This is a genomic window from Anaerotignum sp. (assembly GCF_031981185.1).
Lineage (GTDB): Bacteria > Bacillota > Clostridia > Lachnospirales > Anaerotignaceae > Chakrabartyella.
The window spans coordinates 32,346-51,148 of the sequence record NZ_DALYUL010000025.1 but is presented as its reverse complement, the minus strand read 5'-3'; the positions used below and the strand labels follow the sequence as shown (position 1 = coordinate 51,148).

The window sequence follows — 18,803 nt, the reverse complement described above, 5'->3', positions numbered from 1 at the left end:
GTTTTAGCACTAATGATGTGCTTAACACTTACACTTTTATGGTACTAAATAGACCCAACCCAGATTTTAGAGTTAGGTCTTATTCTGCTGTTTCTTCGGATTGTTGATTTTCAGGGGCTTTTTTTGTTGAAATTTCTGTTTCTCGGAACTTCTCTACTACAACCTTCTTCCTATGCCCACTTGGTTTTTGTTTACTGAACGTCTTCTAACGTATCTTCGATTTCTTTTTCCGTGTGCTGTTCTGCTTCCACAGGTTCCTCTAATACCTTTTCTGTGTCATCTGAATTCTCAGATGACTCCTCCATATCTTTTTTCAACACGTTCTGGGACTCATCTTTCATTTCATTATTCGTTTCTTTATTCGTTTCTTCATTCGTTTCTTCATTTATTTCTTCATTCTGAGTATTTTCTAATGACCCATTGATATCTTCCATTGGTGATTCATTTGAAATTAAGCTTTGTCCTACTAAGCCCTGTGAATTTTCTTCTGTCTCTAACGCAACATCAATCGTTAAATCAATATCTTGCGTATATGCAGAATAACTTGTAATTTTAATAGAAACCCGTTGCCCATTCAGTGGGTTAAAAACCTCTGGTTTAATCACAAGCGTATAGTTATTACTATAGCTTGGTGCAATTATCTTTTCAGCTTCTACCTCAATTCCATCAACAAACACCTTTTTTATGGAGTAATAACTACTGTTACCTGTCTCATTCAGATTTACCTCCAAGCCTTGCTCTGTCCACTTGGTTTCGCGGGAATAATCACTAGCCAACTTATCATATATGGTAACATTTGTAAACATAATGCTGCGATACCCATCTGCAGTAATTTTCACACTTTTTCCTGTTCCATATAAATATTTTAATTCATTTACTCCAATGGTAATCTTTCCACTATCCTTTGTTAATTTTCCTGAAGTAAAATTTGTAGATCCGATCGTAATAGAACGAATTGCATTCAGCCAAGCATCGTCGTTAGAAGTAATGATGAAGTCTGTCTTTGATGAAATAACTTCTGGCAAACTTATGCTTTCTGATGGTATCGATAAATTTTCTATCTGAATAATCTGATCAGGATAATTTGTTGAGATAATCTTCACTTCAGAGGCTCCCTCTGAAAGGGCATCTTTTAATGTAGCCACATTACTTGAAATTGTAAAGTCTTCATTCTTTTTGAAAACCTTTTCTCCAATTATAATTTCAGTTATAGCATTCGCATAACTACTACTGCCAAAAGAAATCTTAGTCTCCTGCTCAGCTCCATTTAACAATAATTCGTAGGTTGTACCACTTGGAATGGCATTTAAGACATTGACTTCTAAAAATGCATTACGATAACCCGTTGCAGCAATCTTTAAAATATATTTGTCAGCTGCATACATCGTCCCAAGATTTATAGATATTTCTCCCTGGGTATCTGTCTCTTCTAATGTAGCGCCGATGCCACTTCCATTATTTCTAACAAATTCCACGCCGCTGATTGCTTTTTGCCAACCTTCGTCATCAGCAAATGTTACTATCATCTTTTTTGTTGATGTGTCCACCACACCCTTGAGCTGAAGTTCTGGCGTATCTAGCACATTTGTCTGTACCTCTATGGTTTTATCCATATATCCAGTAGAGCTTAAAAGAACTTGATATGCTCTTTTTTCTGAAAAACTGTCTTTTGAGATTGTAAAAGCATTTGTTCCTTTTGTGATTGCAGAACTTGCCACGTCCTGCCCATCAACTTTAACAGCAATATTTTTTACATATGTGCTACTATTACCACCCACAGTCATGGTTACGCTTCCATCTGCATTCAGCTCATAGGTTGTTTCGCCAGGAACTGCATCCCCAATTTCCACAGTGAAAGTTGCTGTTGTGTATCCAGTAGCATCAATGTACACTAAATATGTCCCTGCTCGTAATCCACTGCTGGCTAATGAAATGGTTAATTTCCCACTTTCCGTTTTAGTTATTTTATTTAACGAAATAACCGTTCCGCTGCCAATAGTTTCTGAAGTTTTCTTCATGGTTACTTTGCTTATTTTATCTTTCCAATCTTGTTCCTCTTCACATAATTTTAGTATAGAATCAATGGTACCATTCACAATCACTTTTGTAACTTCAGCCTGAATTTGAGGGGATTCTTTTCTCTTGCTATGCTCTTTTGGAATAGAGAGTGTAGCAGAAAAATCCATGTATCCATTGGATAAAACCTTAACTGTTGCCTGTGTGTCTGCCTCAAAATATTCAGATGGAATTGTCAATGTGGAAGGAGCGCCATAGCTTGTCTTCATTTCAAATAGACTAGGTGAATACTCCACACCATTAATCACAACAGCATTTAAATTTTCGGCTGAAATATAGCTGTAGTCAGAAGATATGATTACATAGCCATCTTCTGCACGATACGTTACTGCACTGCTTTCAGGCAAGACATTTCCTCTTTTTAGTGAAATTTTAAATTCGGGATAACCGGAAGACCGTATTAACAGAGAATGTTCTCCGCCCTTATTCCAATACTGCATACTGGATGCATTTAAAGTAATTGTTTGGTTCGTTTCATCCAATATCGCATCTGTAATATCATTTATTTCGTTGTTCGGACCAGAATATAATACATCCCTGATTTTTCCATACCACTCTTTTAGGTCATTTAAATTGCTTCCTTTTAGCACAATAGGGGAACCTTTTACGGAGAAATTTTGGGTAGCTGGTTCACCATTTTTGTCTAATAGGGTTAATGTTGGAAGTTGTTTCATTCCTTCTGTGCTTACTGTGAAGAAATATTCTAAATCATTATATCTCTGCTTTGCCAAACGAATTTCGTGTAGCCCCTGCGAAAGATTGCTGGTATAAACCCAAAGGGTTTTCCCACCATCGCCATATTTATAATAAGACAAATAACTGGAATTGCTTGCACTCTCATATGGTAAAAGCTTTCCGTCAATATAAATTCTGTCGAACTTATTAAAATAATCCCCACCAGATACATTGATGCGAATGACATCTCCTTGCATAATGGTACTGTTCTCCAACGGCGCATCCTGCTTGGTTTCATTCACAGCTTTGAATTCTAATAACCACGGATAGTCTATTAAAGATTCCGTTAAGGTGTATGTATATTCTGCATCTTGATAGCCTTTTGCCATAAAGGTTAGCTTGTTTTTACCCAGTCTAAATTTTTGATTAAGTCGAATCAGTATTTTACTTTTATCCGCCTTTTTTGAGCCATTCAAAAACGTAGTATCTCCTGCTGCATCGTTATACCCAAATGATGTATCCAAATCTCCATAAATCAAGCCTGTTTCATTGACTTTAATTGCATAAACAGCATTTGCCCACTCAGCATTGTTTTCAAAATCCAATTTTATAAACTTCCCTTTTACAGCAGCGTTGTTGCTATACTCATCATCTATCGTAAGCTGTGGCGGATTTATCCCAGAGGTTACATCTACTAAAGCACGCTTTCCGAAGTTTCCATTATTTAATAAATATTTCGCAGAATGTGGTGCTTTTGTTGCGCTTTGCTCAGAATTTACCTTAGCAAACTTCTCCCATGTAAAATCTTCTGTAATGGGATTGGCGTTAGCAATATCATCATAAGAAAAATCATAGGCTTTGCCCTTAGCGTCCGTATAGCGAACCACGTTTCTTGTAAGTTCATTTGTTTCATAAGAATCGAACCCTTGTCCTAAAAGAGGAATGCAATAACCATCTTCCCAAGTGGAGATGATACGATTCACCATATCATTATTAATCCCGTTATAGTTTAAAATTTTCGCATCAGCAATCAATCCCAAATCCACAGCTGTATCTATTTCTACAGGCTTATTATCATAAATACTATACGTTGCATGTGCCACTGCATCTATGGTTGCTGTGCTGATTGCATCTGGTTTTTCCTTTGCATTTTCTGTTAGATAAACATCCCACAAATTCATTTTTGTTGTTCCAAAAACTTCTAACGTGGCGGCAAATGCATCTACATTTGAGGTGATACAAAATGATGTGGCAAGCAATATTGCTATATATTTTTTCACGGTATATCTCCTTTCTATTGCAAATTGGTTAAAATAACTTCTGTATGTTGGGAAGCTCTCACCAGTTTTAAAGTTTGGTTACCAGAATTGTTTTGTAACAACATTTTGATAACCAAGACTGAATTATCTTTTGATTTCATGACTATGCTAATATCCTCTGCATCTACTTTTTGCCCATTTACGTAATACGTATATTCGGATGGATTTTCTCCTTTCATTTTCTCTAGTTTTAAAGCGACCACTGCATAATTGGCAAAGTCCACCTTCATGATTCCCGTTTTAGAAGCATCGATCCATTGCTCTGTTGTAGGATTTGTTCCTGGGTCTGTCCCCGGATTTGTTCCTGGGTCTGTTCCCGGATTTGTTCCTGGGTCTGTCCCCGGATTTGTTCCTGGGTCTGTCCCCGGATTTGTCCCTGGGTCTGTCCCCGGATTTGTCCCTGGGTCTGGCTTGGTAGAGCCGCCACCACTACTACCGCCACCACTTTTGTTCTTATTCTTTATATCCTTAGTTGTCGACTTTTTCCCCATATCCACTACCACAGTTTGACCTTCCGTGACAGTAACATCACCTGCTAAAATATTCTCGCCCTTTTCCACTGTTACTTGCGTACCATGGGTCTTAACAGAGATACCTGATGCCTTTGCCAATACAGCCTCAACTTTTCCATCTCCAGAAAACTCTGCGTTTTTTGCATACACTGTTGCAGCCTTAATTTCCCCACTTTCCTTTACTACAACCTTGGAACTATCCGCAGGAGAAAGAATTTCTATATTTTGAATTTCTCCAGCTAGAAGAGTAACCTCTGCTTTTTCAACTACAGTAAGATTCTCTATGGTTCCATCCAAATACACTTCATTCTTTATAATAACTTTCTTAAGAAGGGTTTTAGCATCAGCCGAAAGGTGAATGGGATAATTCACATTATTGATGACTACATCCCCTTTGATTTTTGATTCAATTACTTTAACTGTGTTTTTACCACCACCCCGTACAACCAGACGTCCATTAACTGTAACATTTTCTAATGCTATATCGCCACTGCCAATACCATCACAGAGAATTAAGTCACCCTGCACAACAGAATTTTTTATCGTTACGCCAGAGCAATTGATAAGTACATTACCTGCATGATTTTGTGTATATTCTCCCGGCGACGTTACAACCGTTTCAGTAATCACCGTCATAAGCTGGGCAAATTCCTCTCTGGTTATCTCTGCGCTGGGACGCAATTCATTTCTAGAACCTCGAACATATCCATGCTCAACCATAGCAGCCATACTGCCTCTCGCCCATGACGCAACGCTTGAACCATCCATATACTTTTCTAGAACACTGGTATCTCCTTCACCCATTTCTAGAACACGGCATATCACAGAAAATGCTTCTTGGCGTGTAATTTTACGCTGGGGATACAGTTTATCTCCTTCTCCCACCAGTGCTTTCATTTTCACTGCCTTAGCCATATCCTGTTCGTACCAGCTTCCCTTTGGTACATCTGCATATTTATCAATATCCTCAAGCATCTCAGTATTAAAAATACGATTGATTATTGCGGACAGTTCTGCTCTGGTTAATGGTCTTTCAGGATATATTTTACCTTGATCTGCTGTAAGCCACCCCTCGCTAACAGCTTGCTTAACTGCATTTTTCGACCATCCTACAGGCATATCTTCAATTTTGGTTTCTGTCGCATAAATTTGTACACAAAATGCAAACAAAAACAATGCGGATATTGCTGTAACTCTTTTTACTTGTTTCATAATTTCCCCCTTTAAAATAGATCATTACACTCACAAGGCAAGGGTAATAAAAACCTTCCCTTTTAATAGTTAGCTAAGGCTAACATTACTATATTCTTTTAAACCTGTCAATCCAATTTTTTAACTTTCTCATTTACGTAGAATAAAATAAAAAAATTCTCAATTGCAACTGCGCAGAAAAAAATAACACTAAAATGAATACAAACAACATACATTATTTCGTTCGTCGTTTATCCAATTTCTCTTATTATAAAATTCTATTGAAAATATTGCCTATCCGTATGAAGTTGAATTTGTTAATCTAGAAAACCAAGGGAGAGATAATTATATAAGAGGAAAAAATTTCGTTTTGACGGAAGGAAAAAATAATGTTAAATGTGAAGGCGAAGATTGCAAAGGCTTAATTTTTCAATTGCAAAATGCTCCATATGTGAGTAATGGAGTTTACTATTAACCTTTCTATTCTTACTTTTTCAATATAATCCAAATCTAAATCTAATGGAAATTATTTATCATTTTTTCCCATTCAGCTAAACAGTTTTCTTTCCGGACTCTAAACCATATATGAAATTACGAACAACAGGGATCATCCCCTTGCATGATATAAATGTAGTCCCTCTTTTCCCAGATAAGTATTTGCCAAGACTGTTCTCAATCGTTAAAAGGGTTTCTAAGTGTGCCTAAAGGAATATCAGATATACACAGTATGCTAATGTCTTTATCAGCATTATCCCACCACGGAAACGAAGCTATCTTTTTATTTAAACTTTGGTTAAAATAATGGAGATTCATGCCCCAATTACCTCGCCCTATCAAAGTGATCTGAAATCATCTATTAGCGGAAAAGCACTTAAATCTAGTGAAGGAAGTTGCTCCGAGTAGTTATTATCTCTTAGCCTTATTGACCTGTCATTCTTATACAGCTTTCTCTTTCCCATTTTTTATACCTCAATATTAATATAAAATAAACACTTGTAACTGCATGCTTTTGCCATATCTATATTCAAATTGTAAGAACTTTATTTCTTTTAACAGAATATAAATTCAGGTAAATCTTCATTTACTATTACACATGAATATTTTTTACCATAATCATAAGTATACTCATTCTGTGTTAGCAGCAACTGATTCTTCAATTGTTTCATATCTTCTTCTTGGATAGGAAATGTCTTGGAACAGTATACACACTGCAAAGAAGAAAGTCGATATATCAATTGTCACCAACATTTCCTGAAGGGAAATATCAGCTCCACAAAGCCCACCAATTACGGAAAAATGGCATAATTTGTATTCGAAATTAGCAACCGCCGACTTGACTTCCATATGCATAGGACCTTGACTCCATCCGAAGCATACACTACGATCAAATACACAAAATGCCTTTTTCCCTTCCAATGCCTTTGCAATACGTTCTGCTGGGAAGGGACGAATGAAACGCAATTTAATCAAGCCTGCTTTAATCCCTTTTTCTCTAGCAATATCAACCGCATCCTTGCCAGTACCCGTCTTTCTTGCGATAGTTACAATAACAATATCTGCATCCTCACTCCGATATTCTTCAATGGTTCCGCCATAGGAACGCCCAAATTTTTCAGCAAACTTCTTATCTACCTCGTCAATTACTGACAACGCTTCGCTCATGGCATCCAGATGGTTTTTACGATATTTCATTAACAAAGATCCTGATGTCAATGGATCCAATGCAAAAGGATTATCAGGGCCAAGAACAGGGTGGTTGCCAGCCACCATAGAAGGCAGGAACTCATCAACCTCTTTTTGAGTCGGCAAGTCAACACCTTCCGTTAAATGGGAACTATAAAACCCGTCATAGCATACATTAACAGGTATTAAAACACATTCATCTTCTGAAATCATATAACCCTGAACTACCATATCCAGAATTTCTTGATTGCTGTCGCAAAAACCTGAATCTAACCTGCATCACAGACGGAAATTGCATCCTGTTGACCACTCCATACAGTTTCTGGAGATGTCATTTCTCTTGTTGCTAAAGCCATAACCATAGGGAGCCTTAATGTAGACATTCTAAAGTATGGCTCATACATCAACGCTAATCCTTGGGCGCTCGTTGCTGTAAAAACTCTGCCACCACCTGCACATGCCCCCTGAACAACGCTCATAGCTGAGTGTTCACTTTCCACCTGAACCATAGCTGAATCAAGTTTCCCATTATTAACAAAGGAAGAAATGTATTCCACAACGGAAGACTGTGGTGTAATGGGATAAGCCGCAACCAAATCAGGACGACATAATACTGCGGCTTCAGCCGCCGAATAATTACCTGTTAATACTTTCTTTATTCCCATTATTCATCAGCTCCTTCCAATTTCATATCAATTGCTTTACATGGACATTCTTTAGCACAAATACCGCAACCTTTACAAAAATCATATGTAATCTGATAGTTTTTTGCAGTTACGCCAATAATTGCACCAACGGGACAGTATGCCATACACATCCCGCATTCCACACATTTTTCCTTGTCCATTATAGGACGAAATATTCTCCAGCTAGCTGTATCGAGTATATACATGCCATCGTTGCCAATCGGCGTCACAAATTGATGTTTGCTCATAATACTTCCTCCCTCTTATCTTTCTACAGTAACAACCTGTTTATAAGCCTGTATCGCCGCTTCTTTATTTTTAGCACCAAACGCCTTTTCAATTTCATGAAATAAAAGATCCTTATCTACAAGTTCCGAAACTTTCGCAAATGCGCCTAGCACTGCTGTATTCGGAACATTCTTGCCAAGAAGCTTTTCAGCAATTCCTGTCGCATCAATTATGGATACCCTTCCACACTCCTTAGGCATGCTTCCCTACAATCGTATGGACCTTGTTTCTTTGGTACATCCCTATTTGCTTGAAATGGCGAAAACTCTGGAGAAACCTGCCACTTTTCTATACTTGATGACAGTATTCATGTAATGTTTATCGATAAAGCCCTCGGAACTTCCTGTTTAAAAATGGGCACTTTCCTAGGCTATAGACAGTATGCCCACTGCATTGCAACAGGAAAAGCAATCCTTGCATATCAATCGGATCAAGTAATCAATCAATACATCCGAAAAGTAACTTTCGTTCAATCCACCCCTACCTCCATTAACGATGCACAGGAGCTTTTAAAAGTCCTCGACTAAGTTAAGGCTGAAGGCTATTCCTGTGATAATGAAGAGGCAGAATTAGGGTTAACTTGCTTTGGAAAACCTCTTTTAGACTCCTTTGTTATAGGCTTTCGGGATACTTTTGGATTCTGTGGTTTCAGCATTTTCTCTTAGAGAAATGAGAACGGAAAAAATGTGTAGGGATTTGATAGGGAATAGCTGGTTGCTCCTCACAAGAACACCACACACCGCCGCTTTTATCTTTGGTAAAGGTGTCTTGTGGAATCTTCCCATCTATGTCCATCCCTGCGAAGATAAGTTTGAAATTCAGCTAAAACGGACTTTGCAGCTTCCAGTTCCCCTTCCAACGTATCTACCGCTGCTGCTGCCATCTGTTTATCTTCATTTTGGGCTCCTTTTTTAGCTGCCTGATACTTCTGACTTGTAATTTCATATTGTGTAGCAATAGATTCATATTCAGATTTACTTACTACGTCGTTTGAGTAAAGAGTAGATATTCGATTAAAATTGGCTTCCGCCAAGTCATAGCTTGCTTTAGCCTGTGCCAATTCTTCAACTGTAGCCATCTTTTGATACTTTGCTTGTGCTGCTAACAATTGTCCTTTTACAGCCTTTACATTGGCCTCAGCCTGTTCTTCCTTTGTTAATAAAGTATCACTAATTCAAAAAAACGATTATGAAAAGATAACAGTAACTGAATTGGCCGAGAAAGCACATTTTATCTTCATTATGAAACAAAGGATAAACTTTTAGATGAAATTATACAAGACATTAAAGATTATGTTAAAAAACACCCGTTATCCTGATTTAATGCCTAGTAAAAACTATCATCTAGGTTCTGTAGAAAATGAAAATATATCTTCAGATAAAAATTTATTTAAATTGCTTTTTTCAAACAATGAAATGCAAAAACAAACTAAATCTATAATAAAAAATAGATTAATAAGTAATTTTGGGAAATTTTTTCTATTAATTCACATATTCCCAAAGACCTTTTTTCAATATCAATCACAGCTGTCACAATGGAAATGTTTAGATGGTGGCTAGATCAAGAAAAATACTCTGAAGAAGAAACAGCTCATATATTTATTGAACTACTGATAAATGGATTTACACAACTGGCTAATAGACCCTTCCTGTAATAACTATAGAGCGATATGAATACAATGTTAAATCAAATTTCTCATTATTATTGTTCAGCAAGCATGTTGAATTTAATCTAGTATATTAAAAATACTATTTATTCTTTTATCTCCCCTTATGGGAAAACTCCTTGCATAAATGGTCAATTAGATAATCTTTGATATATTTTATATCATTTTTTTGTCTTCTTATTTTTTTCTCTATAATTATTAGACACTTCTCATTGGTAAAAAGTTGATAGCAAAAAAAATAATCTCATAGAAATTATTTTTACAAGCAATTCAAACTTTCCTCGGATTACTTATCATATTTTTATCTATTTTAAAAGGAGCAAAAACCGTCCTTATCCATCCGATTTTTGCCCCCTATTTTCTTCAGAGCCACAACGTATTGTGGTTATGTTATATTTTATTTCTTTCAAACACCCTTTGTCATCTGTTTTGTATACTCAAGGGTTTCAATTGTCATGGTTATTAAAAAACGACACCGGATTCCCTTATTTTTCAACGTTTTTGCTACATTCCAGTAGGCAAACACATTCCGTATGCCTTGAGTGCGTAAAATGATGTAGGCAGAGCCTGATGGGACCTTCTTCCTCTCTTCTGTTTCTATTAGCTGATACTACTTCAACACAACTGTGACTTTCGTTCCTTTTCCCTGCTCACTATCATAATGAATCGTTCCATGCAGTAAATCCAAAATTCTTTTTACAATTGCAAGACCAAGTCCTGCGCCTTGTTTCTTGTGAGATTCTTCACACTGATAAAAACGATTATATATCTTGTCCATTTTATCTTTCGGGATACCTATACCTTCATCACAAATAACAATATAAATTTCAGTCTCAAGCTTAGTGAGCGTAATATGAATCTTCGTGTTCGCCTCTGAATATTTCATGGCATTATCAATCAGATTAATCCAAACCTGCATCATTAGGTTCTTATCTGTTACAAGTGTGACTTCTTCTAATTCGGGTACAAACTCAATATTTTTCTCCTGCCACTTTTCCGAAAGAAGAATCATACACTTTCGAAGCTGTTCATCTATACGCACACTGTCTTTTGCTGATATTATTTCCTGATGGTCTAATCTTGACATTTGCAACATGCTTTCACATAGATTTGATAATCGAATGGACTCTTGATATACAAGTGTGAGATACTCCTTTTGGTCTTCTTCTGAGAGATTCCCATCCAAAAGAATTTCTGCAAATCCCGTAATAGCCGCTACCGGAGTCTTTACTTCATGAGATACATTACTCATAAAATCTTTTCTCATATAATCCATGCCCTGCAGTTCTGTCACCATCTTATTTAGATTATGGGTCAGCTCATCTAATTCATTTTCATATTGATATCTATCATCCACTTTCTTATCATTTTGAATACGAACTGCAAAATCACCAGATGCAATCTTGGTGATTGCATCGTTTACACGAGTGATTGGTGTTGTGATTTTCTTAGTTCTTACAAAAAGAATTGCACCTGTCAGGCAAACAGTCAGACAACAAACAAACAATGCTAAGGCGCATATAACAAAGGGTGTCAAATCCTCCAGACTTGGAATTACAATCATGGCAATTGTTGCTACCATAATAACTGCAATTATACAACTAATCAGAATTGCTCTTAGTACCCCTTCCGCTAGAAAATGACCCAGATTTTTATTGTATCGACGCAATTGTTTTTTCTGTCTCACCAGTAATCACCTTCTCTCAGCATTTACTTTTGCTTTATACCCAAGTCCACGAACTGTTACAATTTCAAAATCAGAACATGCTTCAAACTTTCTACGTAATTTCTTGATGTGGGAATCTACCGTACGCTCATCCGCTTCTGAATCCATTCCCCAAATTTCATCCATGAGTTCTAACCTGGTAAAAATATGATTCGGACTAGATAATAATTTATATAAAAGGTAAAACTCCTTCGGCGGTAGATCCTGTGTCTCTTCCTGGCTCTTCACAGTTAATGCATCATAATCGAGAACGGTGCTTCCCAATGTCATTTGATGTTCATTCATTATCTGGGAGCGTTTCAATAGTGCCTGAACTCGAAGCACCATTTCTTTCATGTTAAAAGGTTTTATAAGATAATCATCCGTACCCACATGAAATCCCATTTCCATATCCTCAATCTGATCTTTCGCAGTCACCATTAAAATCGGTAATGTGAAATTCGCCTTACGAATTGAATCTGTCAGTTCATACCCATTCATCTTTGGCATCATGATATCGCATATGAGTATATCAACATGAACCTGATCCATGATTTCCAATGCCTGTTCTCCGTCAAATGCTGTATGCACTTCAAACTGCTCCTGCTTCAGCTTTGCGCAGATCATTTTATTTAAAGTTTCATCATCTTCTACTACTAAAATAGAAAACATAAGTTTCCTCCTTACAGGAGCGCTTCTACCTGCTCCTTTTTTTCAAACAGTACACATCCTCCTGCATGATCTTCCATAAGTATACTCTGATCCTGCAACTTTTGAAATAGTTTTGAATGCATTGCTTCCTTCAGAGATGTATCTCTCACATTAATATCGGAATATGGAGAAAACGGACAAGGTTCTGCACCTCCATGTGAATTAATGTGGAAGAAGCCTCTTCCAGCTGCCAGACAACCACCTGACGTCTTCTCATCTCCTGGAAATGAAATAAATATAGTATCTGGATGATTCTCTCGGATTTCCTGTAACTTATGATTCATCCATTTTCGCTCTTCATCCCCAGGTGCTAAATGCTTTGTCTCAGGTGTTACCGGAACAAATTCTATGTAGAATACAACCTTAGTTCCTTTTTGCTCTAATGTATGTAAAAACCCTTCCGAAGTAACTTCTTCCATATTCTCCGTAGTCAGTGTGACAGAAGAACCAAATGCAAGATGTCTTTCTTTTAAAGCATCCATGGCCTTTGTAATTTTATCGTATACACCTTTACCTCTTCTTAAATCGGTCTTATTTTCGTGACCTTCTATACTGATAACAGGCACTAGATTACGGTGCTTATCCAATACTTCCAAATACTTTTCATCAATCATTGTTCCATTGGTAAAAATGGGATAAATAATCTCTGGTATCTCTCCAGCTACATCAATGACATCTCTTCGAATCATTGGTTCCCCACCCGCTAAAAGAATAAAGCCTATGCCAAGGTCTCTTGCCTCATAAAATATTTTCGCCCACTCTTCTTTTGTGAGCTGTGAAAAAGCTTTTTCATCAGAGCAAGCATGGTTAGACCTTGCATAACAGCCTGCACAATGAAGATTACAGTTACTAGTAATACTTGCAATCAAAAATGGCGGAATATTCTCTTCTTGTTCCTTTGCAAGTCTTCTTTTTTTCGTTGCTTCTTTGCTGGAAATTGCATATTTTGCCATAAATATGCTTTCTTTTGGATCTTTTAATGTTGCTCTTACTGCGCTTTTTACAATATTCTCAACGCCGTTAGATAAATATTTCTCTAAATTAAAATCTTTCTCCATAATTTACTCCTCCATCATCATTTTTGCAAATACAGCTGCATCACTTAAATCTTTTTCATCTGGCTTTCCTTTATGTAGCAATGTAAATTCACCTCTACAATAATAATCTTTTTCTGCAACTGCAATGCCTCTTTGTTTTAGAAGTTTCTGAATTTCTGGTTTTGCACGCTCTGTCAGTGCAGATGTGGAAAAAACAACCACTTTTCCTACTTTTGAAGCATCCAAACTGTGTATGAATTTTTTTACATTAGGATCGATTCCTGCCCAATATACAGAAGCTCCTAAGAAAAGCACGTCTATATGTTCTGTTACCTTTTCATTTACTGTCTTAGCCGTACATCCTACTGTATCAGCAATCTTTGATGCCAATTTTTTTGTGTTTCCAGACTTTGAATAATAATATACACCATACCTCGTATTCGTGTTCATCTTTTCACCTCTTTCTTCATAATATTACTTTCTTTCCACTAATTGTCCTGCTTTTAAATCATAAATTTTGTCAACTAAATTCAGCACTCTTTCATCATGCGTAACAATGATTCCTGCTTTCTGATATTTTTTCACTTCCTTACGAATCATTTCCACAACCTGATACCCCCTCTCTGCATCTAAGCTTGCCGTTGGTTCATCTGCAAGAATCAATGATGGATGATTCATAAATGCTCTGGCAATGGCAGTTCTTTGCTTTTCTCCACCAGATAACTGTGCAGAATATCTTTTCTGACATTCTGTCAGCCCAAGATCTTCTAGTAATTCATCTATTTCTTTTGAAGTTGCCTTATCATTCATATTCGCAACAATTCCAAGCTGTTCTCTCACTGTCAAAAAGGGGAGCAACTGATGACTTTGAAAAATAAAACCTATTTCCCGTCTTCGTATCTCTGTAAGATGTTTCTGTGATTCTGAAGATATATTTTTATCATGAATCATTACAGTTCCACTATCTGGTGAAAGTAATCCGCCAGCAATTGACAAGAATGTACTTTTTCCCGTTCCTGATGGCCCAACGACCGCAACAAATTCTCCTTCACCTACTGTAAGATTTAATTTTGCCAAAATCACGCGTTTGCTCATTCCATCTTGAAATGATTTTGTTACATTCTGCATATTTAATATATCTTTACTCATGTTCTGCACCTCCAATCACCATCAAAGGATCTACTTTTGCAACATATCTTGTGGAAAACAATCCGAATACCAATGAAATCAATACAAATACACAAGATATTAATAATGCATCTGATAATTTTAGGTAAAAAGGCATTGCAGCGGGTAAAACTGAAGCCATTAAAAATGCAAGTAAATTTCCTATTACTACTCCACAAACTGATAACATCAAAATCTGAGACATCATAATTATATTGATCTCTGTCATTTTCATTCCAATTGCCTTTAACACGCCATACTGACTTTGTTTCTGCATCGTTAAAATATAGAAGAAAATCCCAAGAATAACTGCTGAGATTACAAGTAAAACCCATAGGATCATCTGAATTGTCATCTGCTCAGCAGCATAGCCAGGAAGTTCCTGTATTACCTCATCCTTACTTAGCACTTCCAGATTATCGAAGTGCACGTCTGCCACCTTATTCACTGCAATTGTATTATAGGATAACACATACCCTGGAACAGAACATTTTCTCATCTCTTCATAACTTTCTGATGATATAAATCCTACTGCTACATGTGAATACATGGCATCTTTTGCAAACCCAACAACTGTAAATTCATAGTCCGTTCCAGAATCTCTAATCACATCACCAATCTGAATTCCATTTTCTTCAAAAGAAGAATCCAGTACAATTTCATGTGTACCTTCTGAAAGTTGCTTCCCATCAATAATCTCTGGACTTAAGAACTTATCCGTCTCAATACCAAAATAAATCACATTAAGCTTTTCAACGTCATTACTGTTACTTACCGTAGAACGAAAAATTGAAAATCCTGCGGTGTCATAATTTGACTGCTTCTGTATAGATTCATATTGTTCCTCGTCAATATTAGACAATGCAAGCATATCTTCTGAATCACTGCTTAACAAAAATGATTCTGCCGACATATTTGATATTGTTGCGCTCACTGCTCTTGCCAATCCATTCGTTAATCCCGATAAAAACAAGACCATAAAAATCAGCAGAACCAAAATCAGTTCAACTAGTAAATACTTTTTCTTACTATGTTTTATTTCCTTCCATGCTAATAACATTTTATCATCTTCTCCCTTATCTTTTCTTGCTATGCTAGAGACTATATCAAGGTTATATGACCTGAATATGACCAAAATAAAAAATGTTCACTGGAGAATTTTTCAACAGTGAACATTTTAGTTTTTATAATTTATGGATTACACTTTATTACTTGACAATCAGATATTTGCTCCATTAAATTCGGATTTAAAATGTCCAAACAAACATCTCTATATTTCAAACATATGTTGACAGTCGGAGTCCATTGCTGTGACTGAAAGATAAAACAAGAGGCACCCTTTCTATATGATCCACATCTAGTCACATGCATAGGTGCCTTCTGACACAAGACCCACCGTGTCAATACACGAACGATTGCAACTATTCTGTGTTTCATGTCTAAAAATTCCGAATATTCTTTATCCAGAACCCTCCTATAAAATGTTTTGGTTCATATGAAATAACAAATGCATTCGGAGCAATTTCATTTACAAGCTTAATCAGTTCTTTTTCATTACTACGTTTCGCCAATACCTGAAGGACTAGACGTAATCCACTTCTACCTTCTGCCGTCCATGAAGTCACACCAAATCCTTTTTTACGCAAAAAGTTTGGAAGATCATTGGCAACGGAATCAACGATAATTTGCACTTGTACATATCCAAGTGCAAGATATTGTTCAATCAAGCTTCCAATATAAACTCCTAAACCATAGCCAATACAATAAGCAATAATTTTAATTGGGCTATTTAAATTGTTCAATACAATCGTAAGTCCATATAGATATACCCCAACTTCAAATACAGACATTACGGAAGCTAAAAGACGCTGACCTTTTATAACAAGGATTGTCCTTAGCGTATTAATTGAAACATAAATAACATTAATGCAAATTATTAATAATATTAATGACATTTCTTCCTCCGGCTTTTTAAATTAATTTTCAGCAATTTTATTCCTCAAAGATTTAAATATAGAGTAGGCAATGATAATTAGGCTATATTATTGTAAACCTACCTATACCAATGCTGTCTCCTCAACTTATCTAAAGCTAATCTGTCCACTCAACCTTAAGGATTGATCAGTTTCCAACAGATGATTCGGCAAGGAATTCCCATGATTCACACCTCAGAAAAGTTTCATATAAACCTAGGAAACCCATATTTCAGACCTTTTCGACCCTCTTACTTGTCCACCTTTATAATAATTCTATTGTCTCAACGTTGGGGTGAGTAAACAATAATGATATCTTACATCAGTTTAGAGATTTAAGCAAACATTTAGATACTCTCTTTATCCAAATTATCTTTCAAAAAAATAATCTATTATTTCTTTTAAACACAAAAATTGAGCTAAAAAGAATTATAAATGTGGCATTTGCCCCCTCTCTCTCCGTATCACACTCAATATCTAATTTACCATTTTAATATCTTTTAATACAACTGTCTAAGATTACTTTTTTCTCTGTTATTAGGTCTATCTTAGGGTGGATACCTTCTGGGTAGTTCACCTATGAACTCCACCTCAGACCACAGAAAAGGCATAGCATGCCCTTATGGGAAACTATGCCTTTTTGATGATTAACCAATTACTTTTTTCTAAATACTTTCAGCCTCGGATTAATTTCACCTTCTGCAATATGGTTATGCTGCTTACGTCCTTTTTTTGTATTTTGGTTATCCTCTGTTTCATCTACTAATTTAACAGCCGCCACTTGCCTTAGAATATTTTGTTCCAGCTCATCTTTATCTACATAATAAACCTTACGATAAGATTTTTCTTCCATTTGATAAACGTGGTTTATTGCTGGTCCCCAGCTCTTTTCTCAATCACTTCCTGAACGGTATGCCATGCCAGAACTGCGCATTTTACCCGTGCGGGCATGTTGGAAATATTCTTGAGCGCAACCGCTTCTTCCAGTGCTTCCAGGGATGCATCTTCCGTAATTTCACGCTTTATCATGCTCAGAAAAAGTGTAGTCAACGACTGTGCCTCTTCCAGAGATTTTCCTCGCAGCAAATCCGCCATGATTGAGGCGGATGCCTGCGAAATTGCACAGCCGGAGCCGGTAAAGGCGATATCCTCAATGGTTGTTCCAGAGAACTTCACCGCAATGGCCAGCTCATCTCCGCAGCTTGGATTAACGCCTTCCATCACGAAATCCGGCTTCTCCATTTCTCTTTTATTTTTTGTAGAAACGCTGTGTTCAGCAATCACTTCCGTATAAATTTCACTCAAATCCAAGCCCTAGCCACCTCCTGACATGTTTCAAGCTCTCCGCCAACCGATCAATATCTTCCTCCGTATTATAAAAGCACAAACTGATGCGTGCCGTGGCGGTCAGTCCTAAATAGCTCATCAACGGATGTGCACAATGATGACCGGAACGAACACAAATACCGTCAGCGTCTAGAATGGACGCAACATCATGGGGGTGAACTTCTTTCACGTTAAATGAGATGACCCCTGTCCGGTCTTCTGGATCTGGATTGCCTACAAGGGTGAGATACTGATTCTCACTGAGTCTTTGCAGCGCATACTGAATTAAAGGCTTTTCAATTCTTTGAATCTCGTCAAATCCAATGTTCTGGATATACTGAATGGATGCGGACAGCCCCACTGCCGCCTCCACATTTTGAGTTCCCGCCTCAAACTTTTGGGGGAGCGGTGCAAAGGTGGCTGACTGCTCGAACACAGCTTCGATCATATCGCCCCCATACAGAAACGGCGTCATCTGCTCTAAATATTTTTCTTTTCCATATAATACGCCGACTCCCATAGGTGCATACATCTTGTGACCCGAAAATACGGCAAAATCTAAATCAAGCTTCGCAACATCAAGCTTTCTATGGGCAATACTCTGCGTCAAATCCGCAATGACAACGGCTCCGACCTCATGTGCTTTCTTCACAATGCTTTCCATAGGACTCATGCCCCCCAACACATTGGAGGCATGGGTAACCGATACAATTTTTGCTTTTTGAGAGATTTTGGTTTCAATCTCCTGCTCCGGAATCATGCCGTTTTCGTCAAGATACAAATAGACC

17 protein-coding genes and 2 pseudogenes are annotated in these 18,803 nt (G+C 37.1%); 2 read left to right on the top strand and 17 right to left on the bottom strand.

The genetic code is table 11. The annotated features are described in order from the left end of the window. Positions 1 to 191 precede the first annotated feature (191 nt). The 6 genes and pseudogenes from RTK36_RS13305 to RTK36_RS13280 all read right to left on the bottom strand — a co-directional run bounded on the left by RTK36_RS13305 (position 192) and on the right by RTK36_RS13280 (position 8,630). Positions 192 to 4,031 (bottom strand): hemoblobin-interacting domain-containing protein, encoded by a 3,840-nt coding sequence (locus tag RTK36_RS13305; protein ID WP_312047728.1) that lies wholly within the window; start codon positions 4,029 to 4,031, stop codon positions 192 to 194. Between the two features lie 14 nt (positions 4,032 to 4,045). After that, positions 4,046 to 5,794 carry an S-layer homology domain-containing protein gene (locus RTK36_RS13300; RefSeq protein ID WP_312047727.1) on the bottom strand — a complete coding sequence of 583 codons (1,749 nt, stop codon included), beginning with the start codon at positions 5,792 to 5,794 and terminating at the stop codon, positions 4,046 to 4,048. Positions 5,795 to 6,898: 1,104 nt separating this feature from the next. Further along, a pseudogene (locus RTK36_RS13295) lies at positions 6,899 to 7,699 on the bottom strand (transketolase C-terminal domain-containing protein); the annotation flags it as partial. 26 nt (positions 7,700 to 7,725) lie between these two features. Continuing rightward, positions 7,726 to 8,121: a hypothetical protein gene (locus RTK36_RS13290; protein ID WP_312047725.1), complete on the bottom strand. Its 396-nt coding sequence runs from the start codon at positions 8,119 to 8,121 to the stop codon at positions 7,726 to 7,728. Next, entirely contained in the window at positions 8,121 to 8,390 is a 270-nt protein-coding gene (locus tag RTK36_RS13285; RefSeq protein ID WP_312047724.1) for a 4Fe-4S binding protein, read from the bottom strand. Before RTK36_RS13285 ends, RTK36_RS13290 begins: the two co-directional genes overlap by 1 nt. Positions 8,391 to 8,405: 15 nt before the next feature. Next, positions 8,406 to 8,630, bottom strand: coding sequence for a 2-oxoacid:acceptor oxidoreductase family protein (locus tag RTK36_RS13280; RefSeq protein ID WP_312047723.1), 225 nt, complete (start codon positions 8,628 to 8,630; stop codon positions 8,406 to 8,408). A gap of 75 nt (positions 8,631 to 8,705) precedes the next feature. Here RTK36_RS13280 and RTK36_RS13275 point away from each other — a divergent pair. Beyond that, a pseudogene (locus RTK36_RS13275) lies at positions 8,706 to 8,957 on the top strand (IclR family transcriptional regulator domain-containing protein); the annotation flags it as partial. A gap of 221 nt (positions 8,958 to 9,178) precedes the next feature. On the opposite strand, the gene RTK36_RS13270 reads toward RTK36_RS13275, so the two are convergent. Then, the gene (locus RTK36_RS13270; RefSeq protein ID WP_312047721.1) at positions 9,179 to 9,538 is read right to left on the bottom strand and encodes a hypothetical protein; all 360 of its coding nucleotides are present in this window, start codon (positions 9,536 to 9,538) and stop codon (positions 9,179 to 9,181) included. Between the two features lie 157 nt (positions 9,539 to 9,695). Here RTK36_RS13270 and RTK36_RS13265 point away from each other — a divergent pair, with 157 nt between their 5' ends. Continuing rightward, positions 9,696 to 9,989 (top strand): hypothetical protein, encoded by a 294-nt coding sequence (locus RTK36_RS13265; protein ID WP_312047720.1) that lies wholly within the window; start codon positions 9,696 to 9,698, stop codon positions 9,987 to 9,989. 717 nt (positions 9,990 to 10,706) lie between these two features. On the opposite strand, the gene RTK36_RS13260 is transcribed toward RTK36_RS13265, so the two are convergent. The 10 genes from RTK36_RS13260 to RTK36_RS13215 form a co-directional block, all read right to left on the bottom strand. Further along, on the bottom strand, positions 10,707 to 11,783 hold the full coding sequence (locus tag RTK36_RS13260; RefSeq protein WP_312047719.1) for a sensor histidine kinase: 1,077 nt from the start codon (positions 11,781 to 11,783) through the stop codon (positions 10,707 to 10,709). Positions 11,784 to 11,789: 6 nt separating this feature from the next. Then, on the bottom strand, positions 11,790 to 12,473 hold the full coding sequence (locus tag RTK36_RS13255) for a response regulator transcription factor (RefSeq protein ID WP_312047718.1): 684 nt from the start codon (positions 12,471 to 12,473) through the stop codon (positions 11,790 to 11,792). Between the two features lie 11 nt (positions 12,474 to 12,484). Further along, positions 12,485 to 13,570 carry a radical SAM protein gene (locus RTK36_RS13250; RefSeq protein ID WP_312047717.1) on the bottom strand — a complete coding sequence of 362 codons (1,086 nt, stop codon included), beginning with the start codon at positions 13,568 to 13,570 and terminating at the stop codon, positions 12,485 to 12,487. A 3-nt stretch (positions 13,571 to 13,573) separates the two neighbouring features. Next, the gene (locus tag RTK36_RS13245; RefSeq protein ID WP_312047716.1) at positions 13,574 to 13,999 is read right to left on the bottom strand and encodes a flavodoxin domain-containing protein; all 426 of its coding nucleotides are present in this window, start codon (positions 13,997 to 13,999) and stop codon (positions 13,574 to 13,576) included. A gap of 24 nt (positions 14,000 to 14,023) precedes the next feature. Beyond that, positions 14,024 to 14,698, bottom strand: a complete 675-nt coding sequence (locus RTK36_RS13240) for an ABC transporter ATP-binding protein (RefSeq protein WP_312047715.1) — start codon at positions 14,696 to 14,698, stop codon at positions 14,024 to 14,026. Beyond that, complete coding sequence (locus RTK36_RS13235; RefSeq protein ID WP_312047714.1) at positions 14,691 to 15,776, bottom strand: ABC transporter permease; 1,086 nt, start codon at positions 15,774 to 15,776, stop codon at positions 14,691 to 14,693. Before RTK36_RS13235 ends, RTK36_RS13240 begins: the two co-directional genes overlap by 8 nt. Positions 15,777 to 16,155: 379 nt before the next feature. Continuing rightward, positions 16,156 to 16,671, bottom strand: coding sequence for a DUF2179 domain-containing protein (locus tag RTK36_RS13230; RefSeq protein WP_312047713.1), 516 nt, complete (start codon positions 16,669 to 16,671; stop codon positions 16,156 to 16,158). 673 nt (positions 16,672 to 17,344) lie between these two features. After that, on the bottom strand, positions 17,345 to 17,542 hold the full coding sequence (locus RTK36_RS13225) for a hypothetical protein (RefSeq protein ID WP_312047712.1): 198 nt from the start codon (positions 17,540 to 17,542) through the stop codon (positions 17,345 to 17,347). A gap of 14 nt (positions 17,543 to 17,556) precedes the next feature. Continuing rightward, on the bottom strand, positions 17,557 to 18,000 hold the full coding sequence (sufU, locus tag RTK36_RS13220) for a Fe-S cluster assembly sulfur transfer protein SufU (protein WP_312047711.1): 444 nt from the start codon (positions 17,998 to 18,000) through the stop codon (positions 17,557 to 17,559). After that, positions 17,987 to 18,803 (bottom strand): aminotransferase class V-fold PLP-dependent enzyme (locus RTK36_RS13215; protein WP_312047710.1); only part of this gene is annotated, 817 nt, incomplete at its 5' end. The genes RTK36_RS13215 and sufU, both read right to left, overlap by 14 nt.

Coding starts and splice junctions, on each gene's coding strand:
- RTK36_RS13300 (WP_312047727.1), bottom strand. CDS start 5,794: ATGAAACAAGTAAAAAGAGTTACAGCAATATCCGCATTGTTTTTGTTT.
- RTK36_RS13290 (WP_312047725.1), bottom strand. CDS start 8,121: ATGGGAATAAAGAAAGTATTAACAGGTAATTATTCGGCGGCTGAAGCC.
- RTK36_RS13285 (WP_312047724.1), bottom strand. CDS start 8,390: ATGAGCAAACATCAATTTGTGACGCCGATTGGCAACGATGGCATGTAT.
- RTK36_RS13280 (WP_312047723.1), bottom strand. CDS start 8,630: ATGCCTAAGGAGTGTGGAAGGGTATCCATAATTGATGCGACAGGAATT.
- RTK36_RS13265 (WP_312047720.1), top strand. CDS start 9,696: ATGAAATTATACAAGACATTAAAGATTATGTTAAAAAACACCCGTTAT.
- RTK36_RS13255 (WP_312047718.1), bottom strand. CDS start 12,473: ATGTTTTCTATTTTAGTAGTAGAAGATGATGAAACTTTAAATAAAATG.
- RTK36_RS13250 (WP_312047717.1), bottom strand. CDS start 13,570: ATGGAGAAAGATTTTAATTTAGAGAAATATTTATCTAACGGCGTTGAG.
- RTK36_RS13245 (WP_312047716.1), bottom strand. CDS start 13,999: ATGAACACGAATACGAGGTATGGTGTATATTATTATTCAAAGTCTGGA.
- RTK36_RS13240 (WP_312047715.1), bottom strand. CDS start 14,698: ATGAGTAAAGATATATTAAATATGCAGAATGTAACAAAATCATTTCAA.
- RTK36_RS13235 (WP_312047714.1), bottom strand. CDS start 15,776: ATGTTATTAGCATGGAAGGAAATAAAACATAGTAAGAAAAAGTATTTA.
- RTK36_RS13230 (WP_312047713.1), bottom strand. CDS start 16,671: ATGTCATTAATATTATTAATAATTTGCATTAATGTTATTTATGTTTCA.
- RTK36_RS13225 (WP_312047712.1), bottom strand. CDS start 17,542: ATGGAAGAAAAATCTTATCGTAAGGTTTATTATGTAGATAAAGATGAG.